Annotated in this window: 20 protein-coding genes; 6 read left to right on the forward strand and 14 right to left on the reverse strand. The window is 67.1% G+C overall.

Annotated features, from left to right (window positions below; all coding sequences use genetic code 11):
- Positions 1-9: 9 nt before the first annotated feature.
- Positions 10-213: a hypothetical protein gene (locus tag CBW24_RS04615; protein WP_088663211.1), complete on the forward strand. Its 204-nt coding sequence runs from the start codon at positions 10-12 to the stop codon at positions 211-213.
- Positions 210-665 carry a host attachment family protein gene (locus tag CBW24_RS04620; protein ID WP_088663210.1) on the forward strand — a complete coding sequence of 152 codons (456 nt, stop codon included), beginning with the start codon at positions 210-212 and terminating at the stop codon, positions 663-665. The genes CBW24_RS04615 and CBW24_RS04620 overlap by 4 nt, the downstream gene beginning before the upstream one ends.
- Positions 666-781: 116 nt before the next feature.
- On the opposite strand, the gene CBW24_RS04625 is transcribed toward CBW24_RS04620, so the two are convergent.
- The 3 genes from CBW24_RS04625 to CBW24_RS04635 form a co-directional block, all read right to left on the reverse strand.
- Complete coding sequence (locus CBW24_RS04625) at positions 782-1,765, reverse strand: DUF4123 domain-containing protein (protein WP_088663209.1); 984 nt, start codon at positions 1,763-1,765, stop codon at positions 782-784.
- Positions 1,766-1,863: 98 nt separating this feature from the next.
- A complete protein-coding gene (locus CBW24_RS04630; protein ID WP_097372820.1) occupies positions 1,864-3,243 on the reverse strand; it encodes an MATE family efflux transporter in 1,380 nt (459 codons plus the stop codon).
- 65 nt (positions 3,244-3,308) lie between these two features.
- Positions 3,309-4,268, reverse strand: a complete 960-nt coding sequence (locus tag CBW24_RS04635) for an L-malyl-CoA/beta-methylmalyl-CoA lyase (RefSeq protein ID WP_097372821.1) — start codon at positions 4,266-4,268, stop codon at positions 3,309-3,311.
- Between the two features lie 301 nt (positions 4,269-4,569).
- Here CBW24_RS04635 and dgcN point away from each other — a divergent pair, with 301 nt between their 5' ends.
- The 4 genes from dgcN to CBW24_RS04655 all read left to right on the forward strand — a co-directional run bounded on the left by dgcN (position 4,570) and on the right by CBW24_RS04655 (position 8,141).
- The gene (dgcN, locus tag CBW24_RS04640) at positions 4,570-5,571 is read left to right on the forward strand and encodes an N-acetyltransferase DgcN (RefSeq protein WP_097372822.1); all 1,002 of its coding nucleotides are present in this window, start codon (positions 4,570-4,572) and stop codon (positions 5,569-5,571) included.
- A gap of 124 nt (positions 5,572-5,695) precedes the next feature.
- Positions 5,696-6,664, forward strand: a complete 969-nt coding sequence (gene dgcA, locus CBW24_RS04645) for an N-acetyl-D-Glu racemase DgcA (RefSeq protein ID WP_097372823.1) — start codon at positions 5,696-5,698, stop codon at positions 6,662-6,664.
- Positions 6,665-6,677: 13 nt separating this feature from the next.
- Positions 6,678-7,535 carry a D-amino-acid transaminase gene (locus CBW24_RS04650; RefSeq protein ID WP_097372824.1) on the forward strand — a complete coding sequence of 286 codons (858 nt, stop codon included), beginning with the start codon at positions 6,678-6,680 and terminating at the stop codon, positions 7,533-7,535.
- 189 nt (positions 7,536-7,724) lie between these two features.
- Positions 7,725-8,141, forward strand: coding sequence for a tellurite resistance TerB family protein (locus CBW24_RS04655; protein ID WP_088663203.1), 417 nt, complete (start codon positions 7,725-7,727; stop codon positions 8,139-8,141).
- Between the two features lie 45 nt (positions 8,142-8,186).
- Here CBW24_RS04655 and cueR read toward each other — a convergent pair whose 3' ends face one another.
- The 11 genes from cueR to CBW24_RS04710 form a co-directional block, all read right to left on the reverse strand.
- Positions 8,187-8,624, reverse strand: a complete 438-nt coding sequence (gene cueR, locus CBW24_RS04660; protein ID WP_097372825.1) for a Cu(I)-responsive transcriptional regulator — start codon at positions 8,622-8,624, stop codon at positions 8,187-8,189.
- Positions 8,625-8,635: 11 nt separating this feature from the next.
- Complete coding sequence (locus CBW24_RS04665) at positions 8,636-11,167, reverse strand: heavy metal translocating P-type ATPase (RefSeq protein ID WP_097372826.1); 2,532 nt, start codon at positions 11,165-11,167, stop codon at positions 8,636-8,638.
- A 134-nt stretch (positions 11,168-11,301) separates the two neighbouring features.
- Positions 11,302-11,814 (reverse strand): c-type cytochrome, encoded by a 513-nt coding sequence (locus CBW24_RS04670; RefSeq protein WP_232530115.1) that lies wholly within the window; start codon positions 11,812-11,814, stop codon positions 11,302-11,304.
- On the reverse strand, positions 11,796-13,226 hold the full coding sequence (locus CBW24_RS04675) for a multicopper oxidase family protein (protein ID WP_097372827.1): 1,431 nt from the start codon (positions 13,224-13,226) through the stop codon (positions 11,796-11,798). The genes CBW24_RS04670 and CBW24_RS04675 overlap by 19 nt, the downstream gene beginning before the upstream one ends.
- Positions 13,227-13,271: 45 nt before the next feature.
- Complete coding sequence (locus CBW24_RS04680; RefSeq protein ID WP_445376025.1) at positions 13,272-14,324, reverse strand: c-type cytochrome; 1,053 nt, start codon at positions 14,322-14,324, stop codon at positions 13,272-13,274.
- A gap of 1 nt (position 14,325) precedes the next feature.
- Positions 14,326-14,943, reverse strand: coding sequence for a c-type cytochrome (locus tag CBW24_RS04685; RefSeq protein ID WP_097372828.1), 618 nt, complete (start codon positions 14,941-14,943; stop codon positions 14,326-14,328).
- A gap of 39 nt (positions 14,944-14,982) precedes the next feature.
- Positions 14,983-15,369, reverse strand: coding sequence for a hypothetical protein (locus CBW24_RS04690; protein ID WP_097372829.1), 387 nt, complete (start codon positions 15,367-15,369; stop codon positions 14,983-14,985).
- 3 nt (positions 15,370-15,372) lie between these two features.
- Positions 15,373-15,834 carry a c-type cytochrome gene (locus CBW24_RS04695; RefSeq protein ID WP_097372830.1) on the reverse strand — a complete coding sequence of 154 codons (462 nt, stop codon included), beginning with the start codon at positions 15,832-15,834 and terminating at the stop codon, positions 15,373-15,375.
- A gap of 207 nt (positions 15,835-16,041) precedes the next feature.
- Positions 16,042-16,455 (reverse strand): VOC family protein, encoded by a 414-nt coding sequence (locus CBW24_RS04700; protein WP_088662250.1) that lies wholly within the window; start codon positions 16,453-16,455, stop codon positions 16,042-16,044.
- Positions 16,456-16,534: 79 nt separating this feature from the next.
- The gene (locus tag CBW24_RS04705) at positions 16,535-17,236 is read right to left on the reverse strand and encodes a GntR family transcriptional regulator (protein ID WP_097372831.1); all 702 of its coding nucleotides are present in this window, start codon (positions 17,234-17,236) and stop codon (positions 16,535-16,537) included.
- Complete coding sequence (locus tag CBW24_RS04710) at positions 17,233-17,916, reverse strand: GntR family transcriptional regulator (RefSeq protein WP_097372832.1); 684 nt, start codon at positions 17,914-17,916, stop codon at positions 17,233-17,235. Before CBW24_RS04710 ends, CBW24_RS04705 begins: the two co-directional genes overlap by 4 nt.
- Between the last annotated feature and the right edge of the window lie 87 nt (positions 17,917-18,003).

The raw sequence follows: 18,003 nt of genomic DNA on the forward strand, positions 1-18,003 counted from the left end.
AGACCCGACATGGCCGAGCGTATGAGATCCAAGGACGGACACCGCGAGACGGAAGACCTGTTCGGTGCCGAGGGCGAAATTTCCCATCAGGGCCGCGCTGGCGGCGATCCCGCCAAGAAAGTCGCGACCCGCGACGAGGAAAAGCGCGCCACCGAACGCCCCGCAGGCGCGACCCGCGTGACCAAATCCGACGAGAAGGAGGACGGTCAATGACCCTGTTGAAAGAAGGCACATGGGTTCTGGTCGCGGATAGCGAAAAGGCCCTGTTTCTGGAAAACACCGGCGACGGTGACCACCCCCATCTGCAGGTTCGCCGCAAGGACGAGCAGGAAAACCCGTCTGACCGGGAACAGGGGGCCAACCGCCCCGGACGCATGAACGACAATGGCACCGGGCAGCGGTCGTCCTTTGACGATACCGACTGGCACGAACTGCAAAAGGAGCGCTTTGCCGACGATTTGGCGGATGTGCTTTACAAGATGGCGCATAAGCACCGGTTCGAGCGCATCGTTCTGGTGGCGTCGCCTCAGGTTCTGGGCGCGCTGCGTGACAAGATCCACAAGGAAGTGTCGGATCGCGTAGTGGGCGAGATCGCCAAGACCCTCACCAACCATCCGCTGGATGAGGTGGAGAAGCTGGTGAAATCGGAGCTTGCCGCCGCCTGAACGGATGCGGGCCGAAGCCGGTCTGCGACCTATGTTGCAAAGGGGTGCCCGGAGTTGGGTGCCCCTTTTGCCCGGTTCAGGTTACCCGTGTCAGAATGCCCGGTTCATTCGTCGGGTCACAGACGCGCGCCGGGGGGCAGGGGGTGGCGCGGCAGGCTTAGGAAATCAAGTTCCATCTCGGCGCGGGACAGCCGTTCTTCGGGGCTGGAATCGCGCAAGGTGAGCGCCGCGCGGACCTTCTCGCAGCCTTCGGCCAGTTCGAACCCCTCGCCATAGCGCAGATCGAGGGTGATGAATTCCCAGATCTGCGCCTTGGTCACGCAGCCATACCGCTCGGCCCGGTCATAGGCGCGGGTGATACGCTCCGCCGTGGGCAGGCTGATCCGCTCCAGATCCGTGTCGCTCATGAGCACCTGATCGGACACCGTGGCGCGCGCGCGAAATTCGTTCACCGCCCGCCGCCGCAGCCCGCGCCCGTAAATGCCCGACAACTCGTCATGCTGCGCGTCCGACAGATGCAGCCGCCCGAACGGGGCCGGTTGGCTTGGCGCCGGGTTGCGCGCCACCAGCGGCGGATCGCTTTCGCCCGTGTCTGCGATGATCGCTGCCGCCCCGCCGAACAGCAGGGCCTTCTGCACCGGGCTGAGGATCGGCATCAGCAGGCGGATCACATGCGGATCGCCATGCCGAAACACCACCGTTTCGGTTTTGGCGGCGCGGTTGATCGCGCCGATCTGCCGCCGTCCGACGATGGGTTCATCGCGATGGGCGGGAATTTCGACGAGGTTGAGCCGTTTGAGGTGCCGCCACAGCGCCTCGGACCCGTGGGGCCACGCCCACCACACGGTTGCGGGCAGGCCGCCGCAGACATCGCGCACCTGCTCCATCGCAAAGATCGAAGGGCACGGCACCAGATGCGGCCCGCGCGCAGGCGCAGGCAGTTCGGTTTCGTCCATGTAAAGCGGCGCGCCCTGTATCCCGGCCAGTGCCAGCCGTTCGGGCAGATTGTCGAAATAGGCCCCGTCGATCACGGCGTGCAGTTGACCGGGCTGACGGCGCAAGACATCGCCGAGCTTGTCGTCGATACGCAGACTTGTCATGACCCTGACCCCGTTGCGTGCGGTGTTCACATACTCTCCCCTGAGTAGTAACACCTCGGTTCCAGAAAGGGCAGGGTCAATTTACCCAGCGTCAGGTTTCAGGTCGTGGCGGCCCCCGCCGGGCCCCGGCGCACGGCGCGCAGTCCGGGCCCCCAGAACCGCCACAGCAGCAGGATCGCGGCGACACCCAGCCCAAAGGTCAGCCCCATCCAGACACCGGGTCCGCGATAGTCCAGCGTAAAGCCTAGCAGATAGGCCACGGGCATCCCCACCGGCCAATAGGCGATGGCCGCGATGAGCATCGGCACCTTGGTGTCGCGGATGCCCCGCAGCAGCCCCAAGGCCACCACCTGCATCGCGTCGGCCAGTTGGAACACTGCCGCCACCAGCAGCAGCGGCACCCCGGTTGCAAGGATCAGCGCGCGGTCGGGATCGGCGGGATCGACGAACATCCCGATCAGCAGCGCGGGCAGCGTGACAAAGATTCCGATGGTCAGCACGGCAAAGCCGAGTGACATGGCGATGGCGGTGCGCCCACCCCGCGCCAGACCCCGCGTGTCGCCCCGGCCCATCGCTCGCCCGGCAAGAATCGTCGCCGCCTGTGCCAGCCCGACATGGACCATGAACATCACCGAAATGACCTGAAGCGCGATGCCATGCGCGGCCAGCGGGATTTCCCCCAGCCAGCCCATCATGACGGAGGTCGCGGAAAACAGGCCCACCTCGGCGAGGCTGGTCAGCCCGATGGGGCCGCCCATGCGAAGGATTTCCGAGCAGATCTCCCAATCCGGGCGCCATAGACGCCGAAACAGGTCATGTTCGGGGAAGACCCGCCGCGCATAGATCACCAGCCCGATGATCGACACGACATGCACCATCAGCGACGCGATGGCGGAGCCGCGAATGCCCAGTTCCGGCATGCCCCAATTGCCGAAGATCAGCGCATAGTTCAGCACCGCATTGGCCGCCGCCGCCGCCAGCGTGATCCACATGGTGATCCCGGCGCGGTCCATCGCGGCAAGGTAGGATTTCAGCACCATCACGCCGAGCGCGGGGATCATGCCCCAGCCGGTGATGCGCAGGTAGGATTGCGCGGCTTCGGCCAAGTCCGGGTCTTGCCCCAGCGCGCTGAGCAGCGGCTGCGAGAACCACATCAGCGGCAGCACCGCCACAGCGTAAAGCGCGGAGGCCCACAGCCCCATGCGGGACACCCGGCGGATGCGGACATGATCGCCAGAGGCTTCGGCCGCCGCGACCAGCGGCGACACCGCCCAGGCAAGCCCCGATCCGAGGATGAACAGCACGAACCAGAAGGTCGAGCCAAGGATCACCGCCGCCAGCGCCGAGACGTCATACCAGCCCAGCATCAGCGTATCGATGACCTGCACGGCCATCTGCCCGACATTGCCGCCGATCAGCGGCAGGCCGAGGATCAGCAAGGTGCGGGCATGGCGGGAATATGGAACGGGCTCGGACATGCCTGCGGATTAGGCGCCCCGGCCCGGTCAGGCAAGAGCGGAGATTGTCCGCAGCTCGCCCGCGCTCAGGCCGCGCCGATCAGTTCGGACTGCGCGACGATGACCTCCGCCTGCTTGATCGACGCGATATCGACCAACCGTCCCTTGTAAACGGTCGCGCCTGCGCCTTCGGCGCGGGCTTGCTCCATCGCCGCGAGGATCTCGCGCGCTTCGCTCACCGCCGCCTCGGACGGGGTAAAGACCTCGTTGGCCAGCGCGACCTGTTTGGGGTGGATCGCCCATTTGCCGACCATCCCCAGCGTGGCCGAGCGGCGGGCCTGCGCGCGGAAGCCGTCATCATCCGAGAAATCCCCGAATGGCCCGTCGACCGGCAGCACACCGTGGCTGCGGCAGGCGGCGACGATGGCGGTCTGCGCCCAGTGCCACGGATCGGACCAGTGCTGCACCCCGTTGCGCAGCATGTAATAATTTTCCTGCGTGCCGCCGATGCCGGTGGTCTGCATCCCCATCGAGGCCGCGAAATCCGCCGCGCCAAGGCTCATCGCCTGCAACCGGGGTGAGGCCGCCGCGATGGCGTCCACATTGGCGATGCCTGCCGCGCTTTCGATAATGACCTCGAAGGCGATCCGCTTGCTCCGGCCCGTGGCGCGTTCGATGGCCGTGACCAGCGCGTCGACGGCGTAGATGTCTTCGGCGCAGCCCACCTTGGGGATCATGATCTGGTCGAGACGGTCGGAGGCCTGTTCCAGCAGGTCCACCACATCGCGATACCAATAGGGGGTGTCGAGCCCGTTGATCCGCACCGACAGATGTTTGCGCCCCCAATCCACATCGCCAATCGCCTCGATAATCGTGGCGCGGGCCTTGGGTTTGTCATCGGGGGACACGCTGTCTTCGAGATCGAGATTGATGACATCGACGTCGGAGCGCGCCATTTTCTCGAAGATCGCAGGACGGGAGCCGGGGCCGAACAGCTGACAGCGGTTCGGGCGCGCGGGCGGGGCAGACTGGATGCGGAAGGACATGAGGCAATGCTCCGGCAATTATGTTCCGAATGGTTCGTGCAATGGGATATATTGTTGCGCAGTCGATTGCAATCTCGCTGTGCAGGTGCAGCACGATTGCCCGGGGGTGGAATCGGAGTGCTTCGACGAAATGACGCTGAGCGAGTTTATAATTCGACTATTTTATAATCAGGTCGAATGTTTCTGCGCGACACGCCGAAATTGTCGAAGATTATTGCATTGCGAAGTTTCGCTGCGCCGCAGTTTGCCAACACCTGCGTCGCGCTAGCTCCTACCTTGCCGCAAAATTGGAGCATACCCCATGATCGAGACCCCATATCTTCTGTTCCTCGGCGACGCGCCTGACCAACTGTCCGCGAAAGTGGGTCAGGGCATTCGCGATTGGCGCCCCGAAAACGCGGTGGGTCAGTTCCGTCTGCCCGGCTGCGGTGCCGATCTGCGTCTGACCGACATGACGCTGGAAGAGGCGCGCGATGCCGGTGCCAAGACGCTGGTCATTGGTGTCGCCAACCGGGGGGGCACGATTTCCGAGACGTGGAAGGACGTTCTGCGCGAGGCGATGGATCTGGGCTTTGATCTGGCCGCCGGGCTGCACAGCCTGCTGCGCGATGAGCCCGATCTGAAGCAAAAAGCGCAGGAGACCGGGCGCACCCTGCACGATGTGCGCATCCCGACCGTCAAATACCCGATCGCCAACGGCGAGAAGCGGCGGGGCAAGCGCTGTCTGGCCGTGGGCACCGATTGTTCGGTCGGCAAGATGTATACGGCGCTGGCGATGGATGCCGAAATGCGCGAGCGCGGTATGAAGTCGAGCTTCCGCGCCACGGGGCAGACCGGCATCCTGATCACGGGCGAGGGCGTGCCGCTCGATGCGGTGATCGCCGATTTCATGGCGGGTTCCGTCGAATGGCTGTCGCCCGACAATGACGACGACCATTGGGACATGATCGAAGGCCAAGGCTCGCTGTTTCATGCGTCCTATAGCGGCGTGACGATGGCGCTGGTTCATGGCGGTCAGCCTGATGCGTTGGTTCTGTGCCATGAGCCGACCCGCACCCATATGCGCGGTCTGCCGTCCTATGCGCTGCCCAGCCTGCATGAGCTGCGCGATGTGGCGCTGACGCTGGCGCGGGTGGTGAACCCGGCGGTGCAGGTCACCGGCATTTCGGTCAACACGCAGCACATGGCCGAGGACGAAGCGCGCGCCTATCTTGCCAATTTGGAGGCGGAAATGGCGCTGCCCGCGACCGATCCCTATCGGTTCGGCGCGGCGAAGCTGGTCGACCGGCTGGCGGAACTGTAAGCCGGACGCGTCCGCGCGGGGCATGGCGGGCCGGGGCGATGCGCCTCCGCCCGTCATCCGGCGCCCGTCACCCAGCGCCCAGCGCGCCGCAGCTGTGCCCGATTTCCCCGATACAGGAGCCATCATGCAGATCACCGTCACGTCCGAAACCTTCCGCCTTGCACAGGTCTTTACCATCTCCCGCGGCTCCCGCAGCACGGCGGAGGTGCTGACCGTGACGCTGGAACAGGACGGCGTGCGCGGCTGGGGCGAATGCGTTCCCTATGCCCGCTACGGTGAAACGCTCGACAGTGTGGCCGATCAGATCCGCGCGTTGCCCGAAGGCACGCTGACCCGCGCCTCTCTCCAAGGCCTGCTGCCCGCCGGGGCCGCCCGCAACGCCGTCGATTGCGCGCTGTGGGATTTGCAGGCCAAGCAGGAGGGCAAGCCTGTGTGGCAACTGGCCGGGCTGGAGGCGCCGAAGCCGGAGATCACCGCCTATACCCTGTCGCTCGACACGCCCGAGGCGATGCGCGCGCAGGCGGCGCAGAATTCGCATCGGCCATTGCTGAAGATCAAGCTGGGCACGCCCGACGACATGCCCCGGCTGGAGGCCGTGCGGTCAGGTGCGCCGCGGGCCGATATCATCCTCGACGCGAACGAAGGCTGGTCGGTGGAGGTCTATGCCGATCTGGCGCCGCATCTGGTGCGGCTCGGCGTCAAGATGGTGGAGCAACCGCTGCCCGCCGGGGATGACGAGGCGCTGATCGGGCTGGACCGGCCCGTGCCGCTATGTGCCGACGAGGCCGTGCATGACCGCGCTTCGCTACCCGCGCTGAAGGGCAAATACGACATGATCAACATCAAGCTCGACAAGACCGGCGGCCTGACCGAAGCGCTGGCCCTGCGCGACGAGGCCCGCGCGATGGGCTTTGATATCATGGTGGGTTGCATGGTCGGCTCGTCGCTGGCGATGGCCCCGGCGGTGCTGGTCGCTCAGGGTGCGGCGGTGACCGACCTTGACGGGCCGCTGCTTCTGGCCGAAGACCGCGATACCCCGCTGTGCTTTGACACGTCGGGGGTGCATCCCGCCGCACCGGCGCTCTGGGGATAGGAGACAGATCAGAATGACCCGCACCGTTTACGTCAATGGCGACTATGTGCCCGAAGCCGAAGCCAAGGTTTCGGTGTTCGACCGTGGCTTCCTGTTCGCGGATGGCGTCTATGAGGTGACCAGCGTGCTGGACGGCAAGCTGATCGATTTCGACGGCCATGCCAAACGGCTGGAACGGTCGCTGGGCGAGCTGGAGATCGGCGTGCCGCTGAGCCGCGAAGACCTGCTAGAAGTCCACCGCCAGCTGATCGCCCGCAACGAGTTGACCGATGGGCTGATCTATTTGCAGATCACCCGCGGCGCCGCCGACCGCGATTTCATCTATCCCGCCGCCGACACGCCGCAGACCGTGGTGCTGTTCACGCAGGCCAAGCCGGGTCTGGCCGACAGCCCCGTCGCGCGCACCGGGCTGAAGGTGATTTCCATCGACGACATCCGCTGGGGCCGCCGCGACATCAAGACCGTGCAGCTTCTCTACCCCTCGATGGGCAAGATGATGGCAAAGGCTGCCGGTGCCGATGATGCGTGGATGGTCGAAGACGGCGTGGTGACCGAAGGCACGTCCAACAACGCCTATATCGTCAAAAACGGTAAGATCATCACCCGCCACCTGGGCACCGAGATCCTGCATGGGATCACCCGCGCCGCTGTCCTGCGCTTTGCCCGCGAGGCGCAGATGGAGGTCGAGGAGCGCGCGTTCTCCATCGAGGAAGCACAGGACGCCGACGAGGCATTTATCACCTCCGCATCCAGCTTTGTGACCCCGGTCGTCGAAATCGACGGCGCGACGGTGGGCACGGGCAAGCCCGGCTTCGTCGCCACGCGCCTGCGTGAGATCTATCTCGACGAAAGCCGCAAGAAGTCGGTCTGACGCATGGCGCCCCCGGACGTGTCATGGCGCGCGGGGGTCCCTGTCGGGCCGGACACGCCGGGCATCGAGGGGGCGTTAGGTTGGCCGGGGCGGTTCCGGCGGATCCTGCCCCATCCCCCAAAAGCGGGCGTTGAAGCCGCGGCGCGCTAGGCTTATTGTCGGCGCGCCTTCCGGCCTTTGGAGTAGATTATGTTTTCCGAACTGCTGACCCGGCTGACCCAGCCCCGGCCCCTGCCGCTGCCCGATACGGATGCGCGGCTGGCCTTGGCCGCGCTGCTGGTGCGGGTCGCCAAATCCGACAATAACTTTGCCTTCGAGGAAGTGCGCCAGATCGACCGCATTCTGGCCGAACGCTATGGGCTAAGCCCCGTCGCCGCCGCCAAGCTGCGCGCGCAGGCGCAGAAAATGGAGCCGCAGGCCCCCGCCACCGCTGATTTCGCCCGCTCGGTCAAAGCGGCGGTGCCCTATGCCGACCGCTCCGCCGTGGTCGCGGCGCTGTGGTCCGTCATCGTCTCCGACGGCGCGGAAAAGCCCGAAGAAGCAGTCGTGCTGGCGGAGATCGCCGGTGTTCTGGGCGTCTCGACCGAGGATCTGGAGAAGGGGTGACGGGGCGCGCAGCCCCGCGCCCCCGCGTCGTTCCGGGCGCTCCGTTCAGCCGCGCGCGGCCCGGTCTGCCGGGCGTTGTTCGGCGCGGGCCTTGGCCTTGGCCTTGGCCAGATCGGCGAGGATCGGGCAATCGGGGCGGTGGTCTCCGGCGCAGGATGCGACGAGATGCGACAGGGTGGCGCGCATTTCGGTCAGTTCCGCGATCTTGTCATCGATGCGGGCCAGATGTTCGGTCGCGATCTGCTTGACCTCGCCGCTGGCGCGTTCCTTGTCCTCATAGAGGGCCAGCAGGCTGCGACAGGCTTCGATGCTGAACCCCAGAGCACGCGCCCGGCCCAGAAAGGCCAGTTTGTGCACATCGCTCTCGCGGAAGCTGCGATAGCCATTGGCGCTGCGCAGCGGTTGCACCAAACCGATATCCTCATAGTAGCGGATGGTCTTGGCCGGCAGGCCGGACCGGGTCGCCACGTCTCCGATGTTCATGTTTCTTCTCCTTATTCAGCGGGCGCGGGGGTGAGGGGGGCGGCGGGCGCGTGCGCGACCCGTTCATCCATGACGGGGGTGACGCGGCGCAGGCGCAGGGCATTGCTCAGCACAAAGACCGAACTCAGCGCCATCGCGCCCGCCGCCAGCATCGGCGACAGCAACAGGCCAAAAGCAGGATAGAACACGCCTGCGGCCACGGGGATCAGCGCGACGTTGTAGCCAAAGGCCCAGCCGAGGTTCTGGCGGATGTTGCGCATCGTCCGGGTCGAGATTTCGACCGCGTTGACCACGCCGCGCAGATCGCCGGACATCAGCACCACATCCGCGGATTCGATGGCCACATCCGTGCCGGTGCCGATGGCGATGCCGACATCGGCATGGGCCAGCGCGGGCGCGTCGTTGATCCCGTCGCCGACGAACGCCACACGGCGGGGCGTGCCGGAGCCTGCGCGCAGTTCATCCAGCGCGGCGACCTTGCCATCGGGCAGCACGCCCGCAATCACATGGTCGATGCCGGTTTCATTGGCGATGGCCAGCGCGGTGTCACGCTTGTCTCCGGTGATCATCGCGACTTGCAGGCCCAGATCGTGCAGCGCGGCGATGGCGGCGGCGCTGGCGGGTTTGACCGGGTCCGACACGCCGATCACGGCAGCGGCGCGTCCGTCGATCGCGGCGAACAGCGCGGTGCGGCCCCGTTCGGCAAGCCGGGTTTCGTCCGCCACCAATGCGCTGCTGTCGATGCCCTCGCGCGTCAGAAGCCGGTCGGCACCGACCAGCACGTCATGGCCGTCGACGCGGGCGCGGACGCCGTAGCCGGGGATGGCCTCGAACCCGTCGGCGGGCAGATGCGGGGCGGCTTCGGCCTGTGCCGCGCGGCGGATGGCCTCGCCGACCGGATGCTCGGACTGTGCCTCGACCGCCGCGACGAGCGACAGCAGGCGCTGCCGGTCGATGCCGTCGCTCAGGATCAGGTCGGTCAATTCGGGGCGGCCTTCGGTCACGGTGCCGGTCTTGTCCAGCGCGACGACCTCGACCCCGCTCAGAAGTTGCAGCGCGTCGCCCTTGCGGAACAGCACGCCCATTTCAGCGGCCCGGCCCGTGCCCACCATGATCGATGTCGGGGTGGCAAGGCCCATCGCGCAGGGGCAGGCGATGATCAGCACCGACACCCCGGCTACCAGCGCAAAGGCCAGCGCGGGTGCGGGTCCCAGCAGCAGCCATGCAAGCACCGTCAGCGCGGCAAGCGCCATCACGGCGGGCACGAACCACATGGTGATCCGGTCCACGATGCCTTGGATCGGCAGCTTGGCGCCCTGCGCCTCCTCCACCATGCGGATGATCTGCGCCAGCGTGCTGTCGGCACCGACGCGGGTGGCCCGGAATTGAAACGCGCCCGCGCCGTTGACGGTGCCGCCGGTGACGGGATCGCCCATGCTTTTGCCGACCGGGCGCGGCTCCCCGGTAATCATGCTTTCGTCGATATGGGAGCTGCCCTCGGTCACTTCGCCATCAGCGGCGATGCGTTCGCCGGGGCGCACGACGAGGATGTCGCCTGCGCGGATCTCATCGATGGGCACATCGCGCGTATCGCCGTCACGCAGCACGCGGGCGGTGCGGGCCTGCAGGCCCAGAAGCTTCTGGATCGCGGCGCCGGTGCGGCCCTTGGCACGCGCCTCCATCCAGCGGCCCAGCAGGATCAGGACGACGATGACGGCGGCGGCCTCGAAATAGACGGCGCGGGCGGTCTCGGGGATCAGCGTGGGCGCGAACAACGCCACCAGCGAAAACAGATACGCCGCACCCGTGCCGACCGCGACGAGGCTGTTCATGTCCGGCGCGCCCTTCAGTAGCGCGGGCAGGCCCTTGCGGTAGAACATGCGCCCCGGCCCCACCAGAACGGCGGTGGTCAGAACGAATTGGATCAGCCAGCTGGTCTGCTGCCCAAGGGTCGCGTCGATCAGCCCGCCAAATCCGGGGATCAAGTGGCGCCCCATTTCCAGCGTGAAAACCGGCAAGGTCAGCAGCGCGGCGATCAGGGTGCGGCGGGCCAGCGCATGGGCTTCGTCCGCCTTGCGCGTGGCGCGGTCGGTGGTGGCATCAGGGGTTGCGCCGCCTGTTGGGGCCACCGGCTCCGCCGGGTAGCCAGCGGCGGCGGCGGCGTCCAGCAGCGCGGAGAGGTCCAGACCTTCGATATGGCGGACGGTCGCGGTTTCGGAGGCGAGGTTGACCTCCACCTGCACCACACCCGGCACGGCGGCCAGCCCGCGTTCCACCCGCCCGACGCAGGATGCGCAGGACATCGAGTTTACCGCCAGCCGGGTGCTGGCGAGGCGCGCGGGGTAGCCCGCCTGCTCCAACGCCGCGATGATCTCCGCCAGCCGCGCCGGCGAATCGAGCGTCAGGCGCACGGTTTCGGACGCAAGGTTCACCGCCACGTCGCTGACGCCCGGCAGCGCAGCGAGCGCGCGATCAACCCGCCCAACGCAGGAACCGCAGGACATGTTTGCGATTGCGAGGCGTATGTTTTGGGTGCTGGACATAGGGGTCTCCCGGCCTGTTCAGCGCAGAGGTAGGGGTTTCCCCCACTGGAAGGTCAACGGACAGGTGTTAATTTTCTTCCAGCGACTGTCAGGTAAGCGCGGACAGGGCCACCAAGGCGCGGCACCGGGGCCGGTCATTGCCCGCCCGCCTGCTCCGCCGCCCGTTCCGCGGCATCGCGTTCGGCCTGCGCCGCGCGCTGACGTTCGGGCCATGTCGATTTTATATAGGCCAGAATTGCGCGGATTTCCGCGTCGCTCAGCACGTCTTCGAAGCCGGGCATGCCACTGTTGAAGTCCAGCCCTTCGCGCGCCATGGCCTCGCGCCCGCCCAGACGGGTGTAATCGAACAGCATGGCGTCGGAATGGTGCCAAGTGTGGCCACTGGCGTCATGGGGCGGGGCGGGGAGGATGCCGTCGGGGCCGGGGCTGCGCCAGTCGGGCTGACCCTCCAGCGCGGCGCCGTGACAGGCCGCGCAGTTGTCCTGATAGAGCTGCTCCGCCGCGACGAGATCGAGGGGCTGTGCAAGCTCCGGCCCCTCGGCGGTGGCAAGGGACGTGCGGCCCAGCAGCAGCGCGACCCCAAGGGTAACGCCGATGCCTGCGCATGCGAAAGCTGCCGCGCGCCGCATCATGCCACCCGCAGCCATGTCATCATGCCCGAGGCCGCGTGGCTCAGCATATGGCAATGGAACATCCAGTCGCCGGGATTGTCGGCGGTGAAGCCGATGCTGCGGGTCTCGCCGCCCGCCATCAGCAGCGTGTCGCGCAGCGGGCCGGTGGCGGCGCCGGTGTCGTCCAATTCACGGAAATGCATGCCATGCAGGTGCATCGCATGGGGAAAGGCCGTGTCGTTGCGGATCTCCAGCGTCGCGGTCTGACCCCGCGCCAAGGTGGCGAGCGGCGCATCGGGCATCCCGACGACCCCGTTGAAGGACCAAAATTCGTTAGCCTCGACCAATTCGCGGAAGGTGCGGCGCGTGCCGTTCAGGATCGCCGCATCGAGCCTGCCCATGGCGCCGCCTTCCATATTGAGGCGCAGGGCCGCGGTATCGGCGTCAAGCGTCACGCCCATGCGCGGATTGGGCGGCAGCGCGGCAGGGGCAGGGCGGCGGCTGCGGGCGGATTGGCCGGTGACAGGGAAGCCCGCTTGCGAGACGCCATCGCGGCTGTCGAAGCGCAGCAGTTGCGCGACCTCGCCCGGCTCGGCGGTGATGTCGACGATCAGGTCGGCGCGCTGCCCCGGCCCCAGCAGGACCGGCTCGGTCAGCGGCGTCGGCGCGGGCAGGGGCATGCCGTCCAGCGCGATCGTCCAGCCCTCCATCCCTGCGACATCCAGCACAAAGATCCGGGCATTGGCGGCGTTGATGAGCCGCAGCCGCAGCCGGTCATGGGTGGCCACATCGCGGGAATAGGCCTGCTGCCCGTTGGTCGCGACGAAATTGCCGCGCCGACCCGCGTGGCTGCGGTCATGGGGGGCTTCGAAATCGGTATCGATCTGCGCGGTTTCCGGGTCCAACAGCCAATCGTCGAGCACCAGCACCAGATCGGCATCGACATCCGGTGCCTCGGCTTCCTCCACCACCAGCGCGCCATAGAGGCCGCGCGCGACCTGCTCGACCGAGCGTTCATGCGCGTGATACCAGAAGGTGCCCGCATCGCCTGCGGTGAAATCGTAATCGAACCCGTCGCCCGGTGCGACGGCGGCTTGGGTCAGGCCCGGCACCCCGTCCATCGCATTGTCGAGCCGCACCCCGTGCCAATGCACGGTGCTGGCCTGCGGCAGATCATTGACGAAGCGCCGCTGCACCCGTGCGCCCTGCGCCAGCCTAAGTTCCGGGCCGGGCAGCGCGCCGCCATAGCCCCAGATCGCGGTCTGCGGATAGCCTTCGGGCGCAAGCTGCACCTGCGCTTTTTGCGCGCGCAGTTCAGGCAGCCCGGCGGTGGCCGCGCGGGCCAGACGCGGCAGGCCCGTCATGGCGGCAGTGGTGGCGGCGGTGGTGGCGGCAGTGGCGAGTGTCGCGCCGCTGCGGATCAGGAAGTCGCGCCGTGTGGTCATCATCTATATCCCGGTGAGGGGAAGGGGCGGGCGTCGCCCCTTCCGGGTTCAGTCTGTGTCGGAGTGCGGTTCGGGGGCGACTTGGGTCGCGTCAGGTGCCGAATATGGCTCCGGTTCCGCTGCCGGGTCGGGCTCTGGCTCCGTCGGCATCTCTGCCATCTCGGTGTCCGTCTGGGGTTCGGTGCCTGCCAGATCCTCGGCCTCCGCCCCCGCCAGATCGTTGTCGAGGAGGTAGGTCGCCATCGCGGTCAGGTCGGCCTTGGTCAGATAGCGGGTGCCGTTCTGAACCACCTCGCCCATGCTGCCGCCGAACACATCGCCCGACGGGGTGATGCCGCTTTGCAGCGCATAGGCGAGGTTCGACACCGTCCAGCCATCGTCACGCAGGGCGCGGGGCCTGATGGACGGAGCGGCATTGTCGCCGGGCAGGTCGTCATTGCCCGAAAACACCGCGTTTGCGATCCGGCCACCGACCAGATTGCGCCCGGTATGACACGCGCCGCAATGGGCCGCCCCGCGCACCAGTTCGCGGCCCCGGTTCCACGTCTCGCTCCGCCCGTCGACCGGCCCTGTGCGTGGAGCGCCGGCATAGGCCGCGCGCCACAGCTTCAACCCCCAGCGCTGATCGAAGGGAAAGCCGACATCATGGGCGGGCGCGGGTTCGGCGACCGGGGCCACGGTGCGGAACGCGGCCCATAGATCGGCGATGTCCTGATCCGAGAACTCCCCATAAAACGGGTAGGTGAAGGCAGGATAGTAGGGCGCGCCCTCCGGTGAGATGCCCTGTCGCACGGCCTTGGCGAAGTCCATCATCGTCCAGTCGCCGATGCCGTGATCGGGATCGGTGGTCAGGTTCGGCGGGTAGAAGGTGCCAAAGGGCGACACCAGCGGCGCGCCCCCGGCCAGCGGCGCGCCGCCTGCCTCGAAATCGGTGTGACAGGCGATGCAGCCGCTGGCGCGGGCCAGATAGGCACCGCGCTGCACATCGCCCTCAAGGGTGATCTGCTCCGGGTTCTGACCGATCGGCCAGACCATGAGCGCCGCGACCGCCGCGCCGCCCGTCAGGGCCAGCACGGCAGCCGCCGTCACAAGACGCCGCATGTCACCGGGCCTCTTTGCGGAATTTCGTGTGACAGGCCGAGCAGGTGTCGCTGACCTTGGCGAAGACCTCGTCGGCGGGCATGGCCGCCAAGGCATCGACGCTCAGAATCGGTTCCGCCGCGCTGCCACCCATCATGGCCGACCCGCCCATCATGTCGGCGGTGTCGGGGGCCGCGCCCATCATGTCAGACGTCCCCATCATGGCGGAACTGTCCGCGCCCCCCGCAGCCGCAAGCCCGTTGGCGGCGGCCTGTTCCAGACCTTCACCATAGAGCTTCAATTGCTGGGCGAGGTCGCTGAACTGATCCCAATCCTGCCAGATCGCATCCTTGACATAGGAGGCTTCGTTTGCGTCGTCCTCGGGGAACAGCGCGGTCATCGTATCGCCCGCATGGTCCTGAATGACCCCGGCTGCCGCGCGCACCGCATCGGCGTCGAACGCGGCATCGCCGCTCATCATCGGTGCGACGCTTTTGATCGCGTCGCCCATGGCGGACATCGCCACCATGCGCTCCTTGACCAGACCGGTGGCGCCGGAATGGGCCAGCGCGGCGGAGGCCACGCCTGCAAAAAGGACGCCACAGGCGATGTGACGGGTGAAGGGAAACTTGGTTTTCATGATCGTGATCCTTGTCGTCTGAAAGGGAGAGGTCCGGTTTCAGACGGTGGATCGTGGCGGCGGCGGCTCGTCGGCGAGGGCGGTGCCGGTTTGCTGGTGCGGGGCCAGCCGGGGCGCGGCGGTGGTCAAGGTGGGCGGCATGGTCAGGCGGATATGCGGGGCGATCATGGCGCTGACGGCGCAGTCGAGGCCGGGATGACAATCGCCAAAGGCCTCTGCGATCACCGAATGGTCTGCGCCGTGGGCCGCATCGGCGGCGCCTGCGTGAGTGTCGGTGACGGTGTGGCCCGCCGCATGGTCCACCGCATGCGCGGACGCGCTGCCCGCATCATGGGTGGCGGCCAATTGCGGCGTGAGCCCCGCCACGACAACGGCGCAGAGCAGGCCCACACGCAACAGGGCGATGAGATGTCCGCAGGCGCGCATGGGTCAGAGTATGCCGTTTTCCCGCTGAAGCGCGCGCACATATGTCGCGATCATCTTCACATCGGCATCGGTCAGCCCCTCGACCGGGGGCATGTCGCCGAAATTCCAGTGATGCGACCGCACGCCGTTCTGCGCCGCGCTGACGAATGCGGCGTCGGAATGGTGGCTTGGCTCGTAGATCTTATGCACCAGCGGCGGCGCGACACCGTTTTGCCCGGCGGCATTGGCACCGTGGCACTGCGCGCATTTGGCCTCGAACATGCGTTTGCCGATCTGCGCCTCGCTCGACAGTTCCGCCGGCAGGGCGACCTGAGCGATGGCTTCGCCTTGCTCCAGCGAGGAGGTGTCAGGCGGGGTCATCATGTGGCCGCCATCCGCCTGCGACATGGGGCGGGGCATGTTCCAATACACGGCGGCCCCTGCGATCAGTAGAAAGGCGGCGATGGCGGCAAGGGTCTTGGTCATGAAGGGCGGTCCGTCCTGAGGCTCACACGTTGGCTGACCGCACGGGGGACCGCGCGGCGTTGCGCCGTCGTAGACCACCCTCCTGCACTGGAGGGTCAAGCCAGCGCGGCTGACAAAGAAGTGAGCTTTGTCGCGACGTTGCGGCAGCGCGCAGGCCGGGGGGATAGGGGGCAGGCACCCGCAACCACCGGGTGCCTGCCTCGCGCGTCAGCTTGCGAACAGGCCGTCGAAATCGCGAAAGCCCTTGATTTCGATCGGGGTGCCCGAAGGATCGAAGAAGAACATGGTGCGCTGCTCCCCCGGCTCGCCTTCGAAGCGGATCACCGGCGGGATATCGAATTCAACGCCATTCTGCGTCAGCCGGTCCGACAGGGCGAGCCAGTCGTCAAGCCGCAGCACCGCGCCGATATGCGGCATCATCACCATGTGATCGCCGACCTTGCCGGTGCGGGTGGTTTCGAACGGTTTGCCCAGATGCAGGGACAGCTGGTGGCCGAAGAAATCGAAATCGACCCATGTGTCGGTCGAGCGGCCTTCGGTGCAGCCCAGCACGCCGCCGTAGAATTGCCGCGCGGCATCCAGATCGGTGATGTGAATGGCCAGATGGAAAAGGGATTGCATGGATCGTCTCCTGTTCAGGCCCGCCCGGATCAGGCGGGGGGCGGGTGTGAGGTCGGTGTCAGGTGTGGGACAAGGCGCATCATGGCGTCGGGTCCAGCGAGGCAAGGAAACGCGCGTGCACGCGGTCGAAATGATGCAGCATCGCGGCGCGGGCGGCGGCGGCATCGCCTGCCTCGATCGCGTCGAGAACGGCCAGATGTTCCGCGCTCTGCGTGGCGAACTCGTCCTTGCGCCGCCCGATGGTGGAGCGGCGGGCGATAGCGCGCTGTTCGGTGATGATTTGCGGCAGCAGCGTCAGCCCGGCGGCACGGGCCACGGCAAGGTGGAAGCGTTCGTCCAGATCCCAAAATTCCGCAAAGCCGCAGGTCACCGCCCCCGCCGCGACCGGGCGCATCAGATCGGCGGTAGCGCGCAGCGCGGCATAGGCTTCGGCGCCCCTGTCCGTGTCGGTCGCTGCGGCCTGTGCTGCGCGTTCTGCCACCCGCTCCGCCGCGCGGGCGGCGGCGGCGCTTTCCAGCGCGCGGCGCAGATGGGCGATTTCCAGCACCTGTTCGATGGGAACGGCGCGCACGGTGATCGCGCCGTTCGACAGGCGGGCGATGACGTCCTCACGTTCCAGTTGGGACAGGGCAGCGCGGAGCGGCGTGCGGGAAATGCCGAGGCTGTCCGCCAGCGCGCGTTCCGACAGGATAGCGTCGGGCGTGATCCGTCCCGCCAAGATATCCTGCTTGATCCGGCGATAGGCGGATTGGGTCAGGGTTTCGCCGCCGCGCTGGGTCATGAGGTGCCCTCTGCGCGGGCGTCGGGGGCGCACGGCGCGATCCGCGCCAGAATGGCCGCGCAGGCATCGCTCAAATGCTGGCGCATCGCGGCCTCGGCCCCGGCCGCGTCGCCCTGCGCGATGGCATCGAGGATATGCAGATGCTGCGCGCAGGCGGCGGCAAAGCGATCCGGCACCAGCCCATGATCGAAGATTGACGTGCGGCGGTGCAGATCGCCCACCACGCGCATTGTGGCGCGGTTGCCCGCCAGCCGCGCCACCAGCAGATGCAGCGCGACATCGATCTGCCATGGGGTGTCGGTGGGTTCGGCAGCAGGGTCGCCGTGCAGGGCGGTGACACGGTCCGCCATCGCCGTGACCTCAGCCCGGGCCGGGGGGCTTGCCGCCACCTGCCGGGCCGCCGCGAGGGCGCAGCCCGGCTCCAGCGCCAGCCGCAGAAAGAATATCTCCTCCACCTCCGCCGCCGGGATCATCCTGAGCCGGGTAAACCGGCCCTGCGGGTGGGCGAGCCCCTCGCTCTCCAACCGCTTGAGCGCCTCGCGCACCGGAGTGCGGGACATGTCAAGCCGTTGGCCAAGAGGAGCCTCCTGCAGAATGTCGCCGGGTTTCAATTCCCCCGCCGCGATCATCGACAGCAGGCCCGCATGGGCGCGCTGGGCAAGGGATGCGGCACCGCTCATCGCGGCGGCTGCGGATGTAGGGGACGGGAGGGCAGGCTGGGCATCGGGGGTGTCAGACTCCTAACGCGAAACACACACTCCATTTCA

Origin of the sequence: Pacificitalea manganoxidans (assembly GCF_002504165.1) — a bacterium.
GTDB classification, from domain to species: domain Bacteria; phylum Pseudomonadota; class Alphaproteobacteria; order Rhodobacterales; family Rhodobacteraceae; genus Pacificitalea; species Pacificitalea manganoxidans.